At 58.1% G+C, this 15,435-nt stretch carries 11 protein-coding genes and 2 pseudogenes; 2 read left to right on the top strand and 11 right to left on the bottom strand.

The genetic code is table 11. The features are described from left to right. Positions 1-105 precede the first annotated feature (105 nt). Positions 106-1,668 carry an alkyl hydroperoxide reductase subunit F gene (gene ahpF, locus CKW23_RS11195; RefSeq protein WP_025259929.1) on the top strand — a complete coding sequence of 521 codons (1,563 nt, stop codon included), beginning with the start codon at positions 106-108 and terminating at the stop codon, positions 1,666-1,668. 133 nt (positions 1,669-1,801) lie between these two features. Here ahpF and gloA read toward each other — a convergent pair whose 3' ends face one another. Further along, positions 1,802-2,323 (bottom strand): lactoylglutathione lyase, encoded by a 522-nt coding sequence (gene gloA, locus CKW23_RS11190; protein ID WP_025259930.1) that lies wholly within the window; start codon positions 2,321-2,323, stop codon positions 1,802-1,804. A gap of 154 nt (positions 2,324-2,477) precedes the next feature. Between gloA and CKW23_RS11185 the strand changes: the two genes are divergently transcribed. Beyond that, positions 2,478-3,020 (top strand): DUF4946 domain-containing protein, encoded by a 543-nt coding sequence (locus CKW23_RS11185; RefSeq protein WP_038399828.1) that lies wholly within the window; start codon positions 2,478-2,480, stop codon positions 3,018-3,020. Positions 3,021-3,594: 574 nt separating this feature from the next. On the opposite strand, the gene CKW23_RS11180 is transcribed toward CKW23_RS11185, so the two are convergent. The 10 genes and pseudogenes from CKW23_RS11180 to CKW23_RS11140 form a co-directional block, all read right to left on the bottom strand. Beyond that, on the bottom strand, positions 3,595-3,960 hold the full coding sequence (locus CKW23_RS11180; RefSeq protein WP_025259931.1) for a histone-like nucleoid-structuring protein, MvaT/MvaU family: 366 nt from the start codon (positions 3,958-3,960) through the stop codon (positions 3,595-3,597). Between the two features lie 404 nt (positions 3,961-4,364). After that, positions 4,365-5,465, bottom strand: coding sequence for a tetratricopeptide repeat protein (locus tag CKW23_RS11175; RefSeq protein ID WP_025259932.1), 1,101 nt, complete (start codon positions 5,463-5,465; stop codon positions 4,365-4,367). A 142-nt stretch (positions 5,466-5,607) separates the two neighbouring features. After that, the gene (locus CKW23_RS11170) at positions 5,608-7,005 is read right to left on the bottom strand and encodes an efflux transporter outer membrane subunit (RefSeq protein ID WP_025259933.1); all 1,398 of its coding nucleotides are present in this window, start codon (positions 7,003-7,005) and stop codon (positions 5,608-5,610) included. Then, on the bottom strand, positions 7,005-10,196 hold the full coding sequence (locus CKW23_RS11165) for an efflux RND transporter permease subunit (RefSeq protein ID WP_025259934.1): 3,192 nt from the start codon (positions 10,194-10,196) through the stop codon (positions 7,005-7,007). The genes CKW23_RS11170 and CKW23_RS11165 overlap by 1 nt, the downstream gene beginning before the upstream one ends. 12 nt (positions 10,197-10,208) lie before the next feature. Beyond that, positions 10,209-11,450 carry a multidrug efflux RND transporter periplasmic adaptor subunit MexE gene (gene mexE, locus CKW23_RS11160; protein WP_095067573.1) on the bottom strand — a complete coding sequence of 414 codons (1,242 nt, stop codon included), beginning with the start codon at positions 11,448-11,450 and terminating at the stop codon, positions 10,209-10,211. A gap of 159 nt (positions 11,451-11,609) precedes the next feature. After that, positions 11,610-11,792, bottom strand: a pseudogene (locus CKW23_RS26775) (alpha/beta hydrolase); the annotation flags it as partial. 191 nt (positions 11,793-11,983) lie between these two features. Continuing rightward, complete coding sequence (locus CKW23_RS27245) at positions 11,984-12,712, bottom strand: methyl-accepting chemotaxis protein (RefSeq protein ID WP_371856565.1); 729 nt, start codon at positions 12,710-12,712, stop codon at positions 11,984-11,986. Between the two features lie 129 nt (positions 12,713-12,841). Continuing rightward, positions 12,842-13,768 (bottom strand): annotated as a pseudogene (locus CKW23_RS27240) (cache domain-containing protein); the annotation flags it as partial. Positions 13,769-14,080: 312 nt separating this feature from the next. Next, positions 14,081-14,875 (bottom strand): IclR family transcriptional regulator, encoded by a 795-nt coding sequence (locus CKW23_RS11145; RefSeq protein ID WP_038399830.1) that lies wholly within the window; start codon positions 14,873-14,875, stop codon positions 14,081-14,083. A 6-nt stretch (positions 14,876-14,881) separates the two neighbouring features. Further along, positions 14,882-15,433: a sarcosine oxidase subunit gamma gene (locus CKW23_RS11140; protein ID WP_038399832.1), complete on the bottom strand. Its 552-nt coding sequence runs from the start codon at positions 15,431-15,433 to the stop codon at positions 14,882-14,884. Positions 15,434-15,435: the final 2 nt, after the last annotated feature.

Genomic DNA, 15,435 nt, shown 5'->3' with positions numbered 1-15,435 from the left:
GGCTTTGAGCTCTTGAGCAAGTAAACCGCATCGCCCCAAAAAACGCCCGGGCGGTCATCGCCTGGGCGTTGTTTTTTCTACCTTCGTAAAATAGGAAGTCGCCACATGTTGGACGCCAATCTTAAAGCCCAGTTGAAATCCTACCTGGAGCGGGTTACTCGCCCCATCGAGATCGTTGCGTCCCTTGATGACGGCGCCAAATCCCAGGAAATGCTGGCTCTGCTGAACGATGTACTCAGTGTTTCCAAAGACATCACCCTGCAAGACAACGGCACCGATGCACGCAAGCCATCGTTCTCGTTGAACAGCCCTGGTCAGAATATCAGCCTGCGTTTCGCCGGTATTCCCATGGGGCACGAATTCACCTCGCTGGTCCTGGCGTTGCTGCAAACAGGCGGCTACCCACCCAAGGTCAGTGCGGAAACCATCGAACAGGTTCGCGCCCTGCAAGGCGAGTTCCATTTCGAAACCTATTTCTCGCAGTCTTGCCAGAACTGCCCGGACGTCGTTCAGGCCCTGAACCTGATGGCGGTCCTCAATCCGAACATCAAGCACGTCGCCATCGACGGTGCGCTGTTCCAGGATGAAGTGACTGACCGCAAGATCATGTCGGTACCGAGCATCTACCTCAATGGCGAACTGTTCGGCCAGGGCCGCATGGGCCTGGAAGAAATCCTCGCCAAGATCGACACCGGCGCCAGCGCTCGTCAGGCTGAAAAACTCAATGCCAAGGATGCCTTCGACGTTCTGGTCGTCGGCGGTGGTCCAGCCGGTTCGGCCGCAGCGGTCTACGCAGCCCGTAAAGGCATTCGTACCGGTGTTGCGGCAGAGCGTTTCGGCGGTCAGGTGCTGGACACCATGGCAATCGAGAACTTCATCTCGGTACAACACACCGAAGGCCCTAAACTGGCCGTTGCGCTTGAAGAGCACGTCAAGCAATACAACGTCGACATCATGAATCTGCAGCGCGCCGACAAGCTGATTCCCGGCAAAGAGGGCGAACTGCATGAAGTGAAGTTCGCCAGCGGTGCAAGCCTCAAGGCCAAGACCGTGATTCTGGCTACCGGTGCCCGCTGGAGGGAGATGAATGTCCCTGGCGAGCAGCAATACCGCAACAAGGGCGTTGCCTACTGCCCGCACTGCGATGGCCCGCTGTTCAAAGGCAAGCGCGTTGCAGTGATCGGCGGTGGTAACTCGGGCGTTGAAGCGGCCATTGACCTGGCAGGTATCGTCTCCCACGTGACCCTGCTGGAATTCGATGTGCAATTGCGTGCCGACGCAGTCCTGCAGCGCAAACTGCACAGCCTGCCGAACGTTACCGTGATTACCAGCGCCCAGACCACTGAAGTGACTGGCGACGAGCAGAAGGTCAACGGCCTGCGCTACAAGAACCGTGTTAATGGCGAAGAAGTGACTGTCGAGCTGGAAGGTATCTTCGTACAGATCGGCCTGCTGCCTAACAGCGAATGGCTCAAGGGTGCCATCGAGTTGTCGCCACGTGGCGAGATCATCGTCGATGCACGCGGCGAGACTTCGGTTCCAGGTATCTTCGGTGCCGGTGACGTGACGATTGCTCCTTACAAGCAGATCATCATCGCCCTGGGCGAAGGTGCCAAGGCTTCCCTGAGCGCCTTCGATCACCTGATCCGCACATCTGCTCCGGCCTGATTGGCAGTCAGATACAAAAAAGCCCCATGAGTGATCATGGGGCTTTTTTATGTACATGGCCCCATTCGCGAATAAATTAGTTCCTACGGTGTACAGACTGTAAGAGCGAATCCATTCGGGAACAGGCGAAGGGTTACAGCGGCGTCGGCTGGATGATTTCCACCCAGTAGCCATCCGGGTCCTTGATGAAGGCCAGGTTGTTCATGCGGCCATCGGCCAGGCGTTTCTGGAAGTCCACGCCTAGCTTTTCAAAGCGTTCGCAGGCTGCATGCACGTCTGGTACGGACACGCAGATATGCCCGAAGCCACGCGGGTCGCTGTTGCCGTTGTGATAGCTGAAGGCCGGGTCTTTTTCGGTGCCGTGGTTGTGGGTCAGTTCCAGAATGCCGGGGATGGATTTCATCCACTCGTGGCGAGCCTTGTCGTCGGCAGGGATCTGGGCCTTGTCGACCAGTGCCAGGAAGTACAGGCTGAACTCGGCTTCCGGGAAGTCGCGCTTTTCTACCAGGCTGAAACCCAGTACACGGGTGTAGAAGTCCAGCGAGGCGGTGACGTCCTTGACGCGCAGCATGGTGTGGTTGAACACGAAGCGCTGGGTGGCCGCTTCAGGTTCAGCGGTCACGCCAGGGAAGGTATTGAGTTCTTGCAGGCTCATGGGGATCTCCAACAGAGTGTTCAAAAATTGCCAAATGATACGGGGCAGGGCGGCCAGTGCCAAACCTTGCGCTGATCAAAAAGTGCTTCGGCCCTTGCTCGTGGCGGGCGACAGGCTCAGAATTTCCAGTTTCCTGTACTGAGTAGCTTCGATCATGACGTTCTTGCCATGCAGATCCTTGTTCATCAGCCTGTGCCTGGCTGCAGCAGGTGCACATGCCGCCGATGCAATGATCATCTGGCCGGCGGGCTGGGAGGTGGAATCGCTGCCGACAGCGGACCCCGCCACTCAACCGTCCGTGCAAGTCAGACAACGCGCAGTCAAAAACGATCAGGCCGGTAATCCGAGTATGGTGATGGAGCTGACCCAGTCACGTCTGGTGCCTGGCCATGAGGTCAATGTTCAGGCTGTTTTGCTGGAGATGCGCAAGTCGATTCAGGTCAATTTCGCTCGCAGCGGCATGCAGAGCGTGTGCACTCATGTGCGCGAAGGGCAGCTCAGTGTGATTCCTTCGCTGGAAACCACCTGCACGGTGACCCAGAACGGCGTGCATGTGATGACCCAGACCCTGGTGGCAGCAGCGAACAAGGAGATGGCGTGGTCGTTGTCCTATGCCGGATCGGTTGATGGCTATGCGGCGAACAAGGATGAGGTTTTGCGTATCAGGGAAGGGCTGAAGCTCGACTCTACGCCTTGATGCTTTCCTGTAGGCAAAAAGAAGCCCGCCGAGGCGGGCATGGGGCGCTATTCCTTTAGCGGCCTTTATCTTGTAAGAAGACGTGTGAAAAAAATGTGAAGTCCTGACTTGATGCTTATTGCCTTGAGGCGCAGGTCGCAAATCATTTGAACCGGTCTTTTGCACAATCCTGTCCGACACTATTCGCGACTCGTCGAAAAGTTAGCATCTTCGTGTGCTCATTCCTGCAAAACGGCGACGATTTTTTGGTGAAGCAGGTGTGTAGTCGTGAGAGGAAAACGATGCACTTCACATCGAGTTACACATCGTAATGAAGCTGTCGGAATGCTGAACGAGGGGGTGAATTCTTCAAGTTGCAACAGTGACTGCTATGTTGGATTGTGGTGATTTTATTGGCGTCATTATTTTAACGTGAGCAGGGTCTACGGTATGTCATCAGCTGTTATATGCAAATCGTGCCGAAGTAGACGGCATGTATATGAATTAATCATGCTTCCCTATTCATATATATGAGTGGGGCGCGTGCAATAAAAAGCCCTGCAGATGCAGGGCTTGCCTTGACGACAAAGTGTGATCAGGCGCGCAGCCAGGAATCGACAGTCTCGACGCCGTATTGCTCTTTCCAGGCTTTGAGGCCGCGGTGGTTACCGCCTTTGGTTTCAATCAGCTCGCCTGTGTGCGGGTTCTGATAGACCTTTACAACCCGCGCGCGACGGCGTTTTGGGCCGGGGGCCGGGGCAACCAGGGACGTGGAGCTGACAGGGTCGAGGATTGCAATGATGTCGCGCAGGCTTTTGCCGTAGCTGCCCATCAGGTCCTGAAGCTTCTGCTCGAATTCAATCTCTTTTTTCAGTCCGGCATCATTCTTCAGGGATTCCAGCTGTGCAAGCTGTTCTTGAAGGGCTTTCTCTGCTGCGCGGAACTCGGCAAGTCTGGACAAATAAAATACTCCAACGGTGTAGTGGCTGTTGATAGCCCGATAAAGCGATATGACAAAAACGTTAGGCCGACTCGCTCATTTGGTTTCCTACCCGACCCCGCATTTTCAATGATGAAACTAAAGGTTCCGTCAGGCGTGCGGGAGTAGTGGGTAGTTATAATCAGTTGCCCGTAAATAATGCACGTTTTTTACGAGTTAGAAAATAGTATTCTTGAAAATGATTAAATGAAACTGCGTTCATCAGTTGGCGGTTTCTATCACTGCTTGTGATATCGGACGAAGCGCGTTGTAAGTTATTTCCGATATTAGGTTGGGCGTGAAGAAGTGTGAAATATGTCGGAACAGGTTAAAAAAGACGCGAAATGCTTACTTTCAGGCAGGTAAAAAGCCTGCCTGCCAAGCGTCTAGAGCCCTTGCTGGAGGGCCGGATCATCGGGATTCTGCTGCTCCAGCTCAGCCAGCAATACCTGTACGTTCTGCAATTGGCCGTTTTCTTTCCAGTACTGGATCAGTAAAACCCGGGCTCGTCGGTTGGCAGGCTGATTCTGGAGTATCTGAGCCAATTGTTTTTGCGCGGCTTCCAGTTGATCCAGATCATGCAGCGCTACTGCCAGGTCATAGCGGTAATCATTGTTCCCCGGTTCAAGTTCTGCCGCTTTGGCCAGGCTGAGCAGTGCGTACTCGCTCTGTCCATGGTGCAGCAGCCACATGCCCAATGCGTGTTGCAGCACAGAGGACTCCGGGTTGCGTTCCAGTAACTTCGCGAAAAGGCTGCGGGCCTGATCCGCCTGGCCCTTTTTGTCCAGCAGTTCGATATGCGCCAGAGCGGCTTCGATGTTATCCGGGTCCAGGGCAATGGCGTTCTTCAGGGCTGAAAGCGCAGGTTCCAGATCCCCGGTCTGCAGATAGAGTTTTGCCAGTTGCAACTGGTTCTGCGCTGTCTGTGGCTGGGTTTTCAGGGCTTCCTGCCAGGTTTCGGCGCTTTGTTGCAGAACAGCGAAATACAGGCCCAGATCATCCGCAGAGAGCCCCAGCAATGCGCGGGTGGCGCTGAATCTCACGGATTGTTCGGCATCTTCCAGCAAGGGGCCCAGCAACAGGCTGCGCTTGTTGTCGGGTATCAGCTCCATACTGGCTTCGATAGCCGCCTGACGCACCTGGGGCGATGAGTCCTTGAGACAGCCATTGAGTAACTTGAGTGCCTGGGGGCTTGGATAATTGCCCAGTTCGGCCAGCAGGGCTATGCGATGGGTAGGTGAAAGGTCCGTACGTGCCAGTTGCTGATAAAGCATGCGCGCTGCGCCGGGCTTGCCATCATGAGCCTGCTGCATTGCCTGAGCGTAGGTGTGATTCAGTTTTGCGGCGGGTTGGGCAGGGGGGCTGCGCCATGACCACACGACCAATGACAGCGCCACCAGCATGACGGATGCAACGGCGATACCGACCAGCCTGCGGCGTCGGGTGCCAGGGTGAGGCGATGAGCCCTGTAAAGGCATTTTGGGCATACCGGGTTCCAGTTCCAGACGGCATGAAGCTTCGGGCAGTGACTGGCTGCTGTCAAACTTCAATCGTGTATAGCCTGTAAATACGGGACGCAAAAAAGCCCCGCGCTCAGAGAACGCAGGGCTTTCGTGACTTGCGAGGCGATCAGGCCTGGGGTTGCCACCCGCCGCCCAATGCCTTGTAAATGGCTACGATTCCGCGATAGGTCTCGATTTCTGCCTGGGCCTGGGAGTCTTCGGCTGCCAGGCGTTCCCGCTCGGCATCCAGCAGAACCAGGAAGTCTGCCGTGCCTTCGCGGTACTGGATGGACGCCAGCCTCGCTGCGGCACGACTCGATTCGCTCTGGCGAATCAGAGCCAGCAGGCGTTGCTGGCGTTTGTCGTAGTCGCTGAAAGCGTTTTCCGATTCTTCGAGTGCCAGCAGTACTTGCTGTTCATAGTTCGCCAGCGCGCCTTCGGCATCGGCATCGGCGCTGCGAATCTGGGCACGGACGCTGCCCAGATCGAAAGCGGCCCATGTGATGTTCGGGCCAAGCGCCCAGGCTCGTGCAGCCGAAGAGCCTATCTGCGAGCCGCGTCCGGCAGTAAAGCCCAGGAAACCGCTCAGGCTGACCCGTGGAAACAGGTCGGCAGTCGCCACTCCGATACGTGCGGTGGAGGCGGCCAGTTGCCGTTCGGCTGCACGGATGTCAGGACGCTGGCGCAAGACCTGCGCCGGATCGCCAATCGGCAAAGCCTTGGCAATGGCAGGCAGTTTTGCCGGGCTCAGGTCCACGCTGAGACTTTCGGGACGCTCGCCCAGCAAGGTCGCGATGCGGTTGCGCTGACGAACCTGTTCGGCCTGCAATTGCGGCACGCTGGCTTCGACGGCAGCGAGGCGGGCGTCGGCGCGAACCACGTCCAGTTCGTTGCCGACTCCGGCATCACGCAATTGTGTGGTCACGCCTCGGGAATCCTGCTGGTTTTTCAGGTTGTCCCGGGCAATCGCCTCACGCAGTTGAGCGCCGCGCAATTGGCCATAGGCATCGACCACTTCGGCAATCAGCGTCACCTGAAGCTGATACAGGTCGGCTTCGGCGGCCTGCTGATCGGCTTCGCTGGCTTCCAGTTGCCGTTGGATGCGACCGAACAGGTCCAGCTCCCAGGCCATGTCCAGACCCAGATCATAGCGCTCGCTATTGACTCGGCGCTCGGTGGTGCCCGGTTGCTGGCCTTTGCCCAGATCGCTGCTGGCACGGCTGGTGATCACGGGCATGGCGTCGTTGCTGACGTCATCGCGAATCGCCCGGGCCGATTTCAGGCGGGCAAAGGCCACGCGCAGATCACGGTTGCCATCCAGGGAGCGGCTGACCAGCGTGTTCAGGGTCGGATCGTCGAACTGCTGCCACCACAGGGTATCCACCTTGCTGCGGTCGTGGTTGCCCTGAGCGGCCGAAGCGAGTTTTGCCGGAGCCGTTTCGGGGGCCTTGTAGTCCGGGCCGACGGCACAAGCCGCCAGCGCCAGGACCAGCAGGGCCGGAGCGAAAAGTTTAAGCGCGCTCATCAATGCATCTCCGCAGGCAAGGTGTTCAGTTTCTGTGCCCTGGCTGCCTTGCGGGCTTCCTGGCGCTCTACATAGTTACGGATCAGCACATAGAACACCGGCGTCAGCAGCAGACCGAAGAAGGTCACCCCGAGCATGCCGGAGAACACCGCCACGCCCATAGCATGACGCATCTCGGCACCGGCACCGCTGGACAGCACCAGTGGCACCACACCCATGATGAAGGCGAACGAGGTCATCAGGATCGGGCGTAGACGCAGGCGGCAGGCTTCCAGTACCGCATCCAGCGGGCTCATGCCTTCTTCCTGTTTATCCTTGGCGAACTCGACGATCAGAATCGCGTTCTTGCACGCCAGGCCCACCAGTACGATGAGTCCGATCTGGGTAAAGATGTTGTTGTCGCTACCGGCAATGATGACCCCGGCGATGGCCGACAGCAGCGTCATCGGTACGATCAGGATCACGGCCAGTGGCAGGCTCCAGCTTTCGTATTGGGCCGCCAATACCAGGAAGGCCAGCAGTACGCAGAGCGGGAAGACAAACAGCGCGGTGTTGCCCGAAAGAATTTGCTGGTAAGTCAGGTCTGTCCACTCGTAAACCATGCCGTTGGGCAGTTCTTCCTTGAGCAGTTTCTCGATGGCCGCCTGGGCTTGCCCGGAGCTGTAGCCCGGTGCAGCCGCACCGTTGATCTCGGCGGTGATGAAGCCGTTGTAGTGCATCACACGGTCGGGGCCTGCGGTGTCGCTGATCTTGACGAAAGTCGCCAGCGGGATCATTTCACCCAGATTGTTGCGCACCTTGAGTTGCCCGATCTGGTCAGACTCCTGACGGAACTGCTGCTCGGCCTGAACGTTGACCTGGTAGGTGCGACCGAAGCGGTTGAAGTCGTTGGCATACAACGAGCCCAGGTAAACCTGCAGGGTGTCGAAGATGTCGCTGATGGCAACGCCGTGTGTCTTGGCTTTTTCACGGTCGATGGCGGCATCGACCTGAGGCACGTTCACAGTGTAGCTGGTGAACAGGCCTGCCAGTTCCGGCACGCTACGGCTCTTGGTGATGACGTTCTGGGTTTCCTTGTACAGCTCGTCATAGCCCAGGTTGCCACGGTCTTCGACTTGCAGGCGGAAACCGCCAATGGTGCCCAGCCCTTGTACCGGCGGTGGCGGGAAGATCGCCATGTAAGCATCCTGAATGGAGGCGAACTTGCCGTTCAGCGCGCCAGCGATGGCATTGGCCGACTGGCTCGGGTCCTTGCGCTGGTCGAAGTCCTTGAGGGCGACGAACACCACGCCATTGTTGGGGCTGTTGGTGAAACCGTTGATCGACAGGCCCGGGAAGGCGATGGCGTTTTCCACGCCTGGCTGTTGCAGTGCCAGTTCGGACATACGCTTGATGACATCTTCGGTGCGATCCAGGCTGGCGGCGTCCGGCAACTGGGCGAAGGCGACCAGATACTGCTTGTCCTGGCTCGGTACGAAGCCGGTCGGCGTGCTGGAGAAGCCCATCCAGGTCATGACCATCAGACCGGCGTAAACCACCAGTGCGATACCGCTGCTGCGGATGACACGGGCGACGGTGCCGACATAGCCATGGCTGGCTTTCTCGAAGAAACGGTTGAACGGACGGAACAGCCAGCCACCGAGTATCCGGTCCAGGAACAGTGAGAACTTGTCTTTTGGCGCACCATGAGCCTTGAGCAGGACCGCGGCCAGAGCTGGCGACAGGGTCAGGGAGTTGAATGCCGAGATCACCGTCGAGATGGCAATGGTCAGGGCGAACTGTTTATAGAACTGACCTGTCAGCCCGGAAATGAACGCCGCCGGTACGAAGACCGCACACAGCACCAGCGCCGTGGCGATGATCGGCCCGGTCACTTCGCCCATGGCCTTGTGGGTCGCCTCCATGGGCGACAGTCCCAGCTCGATATTACGCTCGACGTTTTCCACGACGACGATGGCGTCGTCCACCACGATCCCGATGGCCAGTACCAACCCGAACAACGACAGTGCGTTCAGGGAGAAGCCGAACATGTGCATGACCGCGAATGTACCGATCAGCGAAACCGGTACGGCCACCAGCGGGATGATCGAGGCGCGCCAGGTCTGCAGGAACAGGATCACCACCAGAACGACCAGGATGAGTGCTTCGAACAGGGTATGGATCACCGCTTCGATGGAGCCGCGCACGAAAATGGTCGGGTCATAGACGATGCTGTAGTCCATGCCTTCAGGGAAGCCTTTTTTCAGCTCGGCCATTTTGCTGCGCACGTCATTCGAGATATCGATGGCGTTGGAGCCTGGGCGCTGGAAGATCGGCAGGGCGACCGCCGGTTTGTTGTTGAGCAGCGAGCGCAAGGCGTACTGGTTGGAGCCCAGTTCCACACGGGCTACATCTTTGAGACGAGTGATTTCACCATCGGCACCAGCGCGAATGACGACGTTCTCGAACTCCTCTTCAGTGACCAGACGGCCCTGAGTATTGATCGACATCTGGAAGCTGGTCGCGCTCGGGGAGGGCGGTGCACCCAGTTGACCGGCCGCAACCTGGCGGTTCTGCTCACGAATGGCGTTGACCACATCGGTGGCGGTCAGATTGCGTGAAGCCGTCTTGTTCGGGTCCAGCCAGACACGCAGCGAGTAGTCGCCCATACCGAACAGTTGCACGTCACCGACACCGCCCAGCCGTGCCAGCTCATCTTTGATGTTGAGCACGGCATAGTTGGACAGATACAGCATGTCGTAGCGGTTGTCCGGGGAGGTCAAGTGCACGACCATGGTTAGGTCGGGAGACGCCTTGTCCACGGTGATACCGATACGGGTCACTTCCTCGGGCAGCTTGGGTTCGGTACGGGTCACACGGTTCTGTACCTGTACCTGAGCGTTGTCCAGGTCAGTGCCCAGCGCAAAGGTGATGGTCAGGGTCAGCTTGCCGTCGGCCGTTGACTGCGAGGACATGTACAGCATGTTCTCGACGCCGGTGATGGCCTGTTCCAGTGGCGAAGCAACGGTTTCACCGATGACCTTAGGGTTGGCGCCGGGGAAGCTGGCACGTACCACGACTGTGGGCGGAACCACTTCCGGGTATTCGCTGATCGGCAACTGGAACAGCGAGATGGCACCGGCGATCAGGATCAGCAGTGACAGCACTGCCGCGAAGATCGGCCGCGTGATAAAGAATTTGGAGAAGTTCATCGGACGAGTCCCTTAGCCGCGAGGCGCAGTTGCGCTGGCGATTTTGACGGCCGCCTTGGGCGCCACTTGTGACAGATTGCTGGCTTCTAGGGCCTGGCGTTGTTTGAGCAGTGCAGCCAGTGTTTCGCTGGAAGCCATTGGCGTCACTTCAGGGTCTACAGGCTGGCCAGGGCGAACGCGCTGCAAGCCTTTGACGATGATGGTGTCGTCTTTGCCCAGGCCGCTGCGCACGATGCGCAGACCTTCAACCTTGGGGCCCAGCTCGACGAAGCGATAGGTCGGCTTGTTGTCCTTGTCCATCACCAGTACGAATTTCTTGCCCAGATCCGTGCCCACGGCTTCGTCGTTGATCAGCATGGCCGAATAGGTGCCGCTGCCCACCAGCTTGAGGCGTGCGTACAGGCCGGGAGTGAAGCTGCCGTCGGTGTTGTCGAACACGGCGCGACCGCGAATGGTGCCGGTCCGCGGGTTGACCTGGTTGTCGACGAAGTTCATCTGGCCCAGGTGAGGGTTGCCGGCTTCGTTGGACAGCCCTAGATAGACCGGAGTGGTCTGGCCACGCTGGCCCTTGCGCGCCAGTTCGGTGTACTTGAGGAATACGCGCTCGTCGGCGTCGAAGTAGGCGTAGACCTTGTCGGTGGAAACCACACTGGTCAGCGGCGTTACATCGGCAGTCACGATGTTGCCGGCGGTGATTTCGGCACGGCTGACGCGACCGCTGATGGGCGCAGTGACGCGGGTGAAGCTCAGGTTGAGCCTGGCCACGTCCAGTTGTGCCTGGATTGCTGCAACGCCGGCTTTTGCTTCCTGGGCCGAGGTGGTGCGCGAGTCGGCCAGTTCGGCGGAAATTGCATTGTTGGTGCGCAGACGCTCACCGCGTTCGGCTTCGTTTTCACTGCGATTGGCTACGGCGCGAGCCTGTTGCAGTTGAGCTTCAAGACGGCGGACTTCCGCCTGGAAAGGACGAGGGTCGATCTGGAACAGCAAGTCGCCTTTCTTTACCAGCGAACCGTCGGTGAAAGCAACCTGATCGATCTGCCCCGAAACCCGTGGACGGACCTCGACGGTTTCCGGCGCTTCGAGGCGACCGGTGAACTCATCCCATTCGTTGATTGGCTGTTCCAGCACCTTGGCGACGCTGACTTTGGCGGCTGCTGGAGCCATGGTGGCCTCTGGTGCGCGTCCACAGGCACTGATCACGATCAGGGCGAGGGCGGTCAGGGGATAGCGCAAATGAGAGAGAGACTTAGACATGGGAAATCCGCCGATAATGTGAGATGGGCGGATTCTGTTGCGGTGGCAGTCTATTAACGAATCGAATGAACCGAAGGTTACTATCAGCAGGAATGATAAAAGGAACCTTTGCCCCTTTCAGGGATCGGCCATTCGTTTCATTATCAAATGCTCAACGCTTCATTGAGCCTTTGCAGCGGCAAGGTTGGTTTCGAAGAACGAGTACAGCTTGCTCCACGGAATCAGGTCGGCACGGTCATAAAGATCGACGTGTCCGGCACCCGGAACGTAGTAAAGCTCTTTCGGCTCATCGGCGCGCTTGTAGGCGTCCTCACTGAATTCTTTTGAATGCGCCTGATCGCCGGTGGAACTTGTGGGACAAGGGGGAATTTTGATGTGTTTGTGAGAAGAATTCAGTCGTGGTGGATTAAGGGGCTTCTGCGGGGTAGCGCTGATCAGTCAAGGCACACACAAAGTGATCATGCTCGTGGCTGATCGGCATCTGCGGGAAAGCGGTGTTCGACACACCGCCTTCCGGCAAAAGGTGACCGCTATCAGGTCTTGAACTTGCGTACCAGGGCATCCAGCTCGTTGGAGAGGGTTGCCAGGCTGTGGGAGTCATTGCGGGCCGAGTCGGAGAGGTCGGCAATCAGTTGCGCATCGCCATGGATCTGGCTGATGTGGCGGTTGATGTCTTCTGCTACCTGATGCTGTTCTTCGGCCGCCGTGGCGATCTGGGTATTCATGTCGCGGATCACGTCCACCGATTCTCGGATCTGCCCGAAGCTGCTGCGAGCCTGACCGATCTTGGTGACCGATTGTTGCGAGACATCCAGGCTGGCGTGCATCTGTTGCGCCACGGACGCGGTGCGTCTGGCCAGGTTGCCCAGCAGCGTATCGATCTCGGCAGTCGAGTCGGCCGTGCGTTTTGCCAGGGCGCGAACCTCGTCGGCTACTACCGCAAAGCCACGGCCCTGTTCGCCAGCACGAGCGGCTTCGATGGCGGCGTTGAGCGCCAGCAGGTTGGTCTGTTCGGCGATGGAACGAATGGTGTCGAGGATCGACTGGATATCGTTGCTGTCTTTTTCCAGGTCCGACATGTCTTTGGCCGAACGGGCGATTTCCGAACTCAGCTTGTCGACACTGCTCACCGCGTCATCAATCTGTCGCTGACCTTCGCGGGCTTGCTGTTGACCGTTGTCGGCCGATTCCGCGGCCTGGCTGCAGGAGCGGGCGACTTCGTTGGCAGTGGCGACCATTTCATGGAACGCCGTTGACACCATATCCACTGCTTCACGCTGACGGCCTGCCGCTTCTGCCATGTCATTGGAGACACGGGTAGAGCTTTGCGAGGTGTCGAGGATCTTGTGAGCGGCTTGTCCGATATGCTGGATCAGGCTTCGGATCGCGGCCAGGAACTGGTTGAACCAGCCGGCCAGTTGGGCGGTTTCATCCTTGCCGCGCACTGTCAGGCTGTGGGTCAGATCACCTTCGCCCTGGGCAATGCCTTCAAGGCCGCTGGACACGCTATGGATCGGTCGCACGATCACGCGGGCGAAGCTGGCACCGACGATAGCGAAGACGATTGCCAGTACGGCAGCGATGATGCCGATCAGCCAGGTCAGGCGAGTGGCGGAGGCCATGACTTCATCCTGCTTGATCAGGCCGATAAAGCTCCAGCCAAGATCCGGAGACGGGTAGACGTTGGCCATGTAGCGCTCGCCGTTGAGCTGTACTTCGACCAGGCCTTTTTCAGTCTTGGCCAGTTGAGCGAAGCCATCACCCAGATCGCCGAGCTTCTTGAAGTTATGCTCCGGCTGCTTGGGATCGACCAGCACATTGCCGTTCTTTTCCAGCAGGATCAGGTAGCCACTGTCGCCCAGCTTGATGTCTTTGACGATGCCGGTCAGTTGCTTGAGCGACACGTCGATATTCACCACACCGCCGGGATTGCCCAGGGTGTTGGGGATCGCCCGCACGGTACTCATCAGGACGGCGTCATCGCCAGCCCAATAGTAGGCATCGCTGCGCACGGTCTTGCCCAGGTTGTCCATGGCCGTCTTGTACCAGGGACGAACACGTGGGTCGTAATTGCTCATCTTCGGATCTTCCGGCGTCATCACGTAGGTGCCGTTGATCAGACCGTAGGAGACGTAGGAATAAGCCGGGTGGGCCTTGGCGATGCTGACAAAGAATTCAGTGGTCAGCTTGTCGTTTTCGGACTGCGGTGTCGGGGTTGCGCCTGTGTAGTTTCTCAGGTCGCCACCGGCCCCTGCGATCAGCGGATGCGAGGCGATGTAGTTGACGTTCTGGCTGATGCCATCGAAGAACAGCTGCATGGCGTTATCGACCTGACGGATTTCGCGACTGCTGCTGTTCACGAAGTTATCGGTCGCGTTGTTACGCAGGTTTACGATAACGATAGTGGCAACGACGACAATGGGCAGGCACGCAATGACTGCAAAGGCCCACGTCAGTTTCTGTTTGATATTCATCCATGCTCCAGATTTTTCTTGTATATCGTTATCTGACGACGGCAGGCAATAAGCAGACTTCAGACCCTGATCGAGCCTCAAAGCTTCGTCTTATGGCATACCGACAATTTCGGCAGTCCATATGGAATCTTTAGCAAACAAAATGCCATCCATCGTTCATGAATGATAGGTGTCATTTTTATGACCAAGATCACGGCTGATGGCGGCGCTGCACTTCAGCAACAAAGCCTGAAAGCGCTCCTTTGCACCTTCCGGGTCCATGACCGCATCCGGGCCGGACAGGTTGATGGCCGCAGTGACCTGACCCATGTGATCCTTGATCGAAGTGGCAATTGCTGTCGAATAATCGGAGCGATGCAACACCCAGCCACGCTCCCGATCGCTCTGGATCAGGGCTTGCAGCTCGGGCAATGTGCGCGGGGCAGGTGACGGGTAATCGTCCAGCCGGATGTGCTGATAGAGCGCACCCAGCTCTGCTTCCTTCAAGGCCGTGAGCAACATGCGCCCCATAGCGGTGCAGTGGCAGGCAATGCGAGTGCCTACCGGGATATTCACTGACAGGCGTTGCGCCGCGAAGGCGCGATACAGGTACAGGCTGTCGGTCTGTTCGCGAATGCTCAGGTGGCACGATAGCGAAGTACGGTCGCGCAACTCGTTCAGATGCGGCATGGCGACTTCGACGATATCGCGGCTGGCCAGGTAGCTGAAACCATCGCTGATGACCCTGGCGCCCAGCGCGTACTGGGTATTGACCTTGTTCAGGTAGCCCATGTCGGTCAGGGTAAACAGAATCCTGTAGACAGCCGACGTGCTCACTTCCAGGCGTTCGGCGATCTCATTGATGCTGAGCGAGCGCGTCCTTGCGTTGAACATGCCCAGCACACTCAGGCCCCGGGCGAGAGCCGGGACGCTGTAGTCGGTGTCCTTGTTATGGGGGGCAAGTTTTTTCATGAAATGTTAACCATTGAACTCGTTCATGGCATCCAGCACCGCGCCCTTGAAATATTCCAGTGAAGCGCGGTCGCAGAGGATCTGGAAACAGGGCGTCGTGCCCAGGCCGGTATTGATCACGATCACGTTGATACGCGCCGCCGACGTCTGGGCTACCGCACCCTGGCCGAAGGCCTGAGTTTGCAGGTCAACACCACACAGCTTGGCCATCACCTCTGCAATGCAGGCGCCGCTCAGTTGCAGCCAGGCGTGGCTGTCCTGGCGCGGCAGCAGGTAATTGGCGCTATGGTCCAGTTCCCAGCGGGCTTCTTCGTCGGCAATACGTTCGCCCTGGTCGTTGAGGCTGCCCAGAATCAGGTATTCGGTCTGCGACAGGCGTGCGACATGGCTGCCGTCCGCTTGGTGTACTGCCTGGTTCGGTACATCCGGCAACGTGAAGCCACGGGCCTGAAGGTACTCGGCGCTTTGCGTTCCGCGAAAGCCCACGCGCGGGGTATCGGTCAGGTCCACCAGCGTGCACAACCGGACAGGGGGATTTTCGAGAGTGAGGCTGGACATGA

Origin of the sequence: Pseudomonas sp. Irchel 3A18, from assembly GCF_900187465.1 — a bacterium.
GTDB classification, from domain to species: domain Bacteria; phylum Pseudomonadota; class Gammaproteobacteria; order Pseudomonadales; family Pseudomonadaceae; genus Aquipseudomonas; species Aquipseudomonas cichorii.
The sequence above is the reverse complement of the archived record's forward strand: the minus strand, read 5'-3'. Positions and strand labels throughout refer to the sequence as shown.

Excerpts from the sequence above, each read along its gene's own strand:
- ahpF (WP_025259929.1), top strand. The coding sequence starts at position 106 with ATGTTGGACGCCAATCTTAAAGCCCAGTTGAAATCCTACCTGGAGCGG.
- gloA (WP_025259930.1), bottom strand. The coding sequence starts at position 2,323 with ATGAGCCTGCAAGAACTCAATACCTTCCCTGGCGTGACCGCTGAACCT.
- CKW23_RS11185 (WP_038399828.1), top strand. The coding sequence starts at position 2,478 with ATGACGTTCTTGCCATGCAGATCCTTGTTCATCAGCCTGTGCCTGGCT.
- CKW23_RS11175 (WP_025259932.1), bottom strand. The coding sequence starts at position 5,465 with ATGCCCAAAATGCCTTTACAGGGCTCATCGCCTCACCCTGGCACCCGA.
- CKW23_RS11170 (WP_025259933.1), bottom strand. The coding sequence starts at position 7,005 with ATGAGCGCGCTTAAACTTTTCGCTCCGGCCCTGCTGGTCCTGGCGCTG.
- CKW23_RS11165 (WP_025259934.1), bottom strand. The coding sequence starts at position 10,196 with ATGAACTTCTCCAAATTCTTTATCACGCGGCCGATCTTCGCGGCAGTG.
- mexE (WP_095067573.1), bottom strand. The coding sequence starts at position 11,450 with ATGTCTAAGTCTCTCTCTCATTTGCGCTATCCCCTGACCGCCCTCGCC.
- CKW23_RS27245 (WP_371856565.1), bottom strand. The coding sequence starts at position 12,712 with ATGGTGTCAACGGCGTTCCATGAAATGGTCGCCACTGCCAACGAAGTC.
- CKW23_RS11145 (WP_038399830.1), bottom strand. The coding sequence starts at position 14,875 with ATGAAAAAACTTGCCCCCCATAACAAGGACACCGACTACAGCGTCCCG.
- CKW23_RS11140 (WP_038399832.1), bottom strand. The coding sequence starts at position 15,433 with ATGTCCAGCCTCACTCTCGAAAATCCCCCTGTCCGGTTGTGCACGCTG.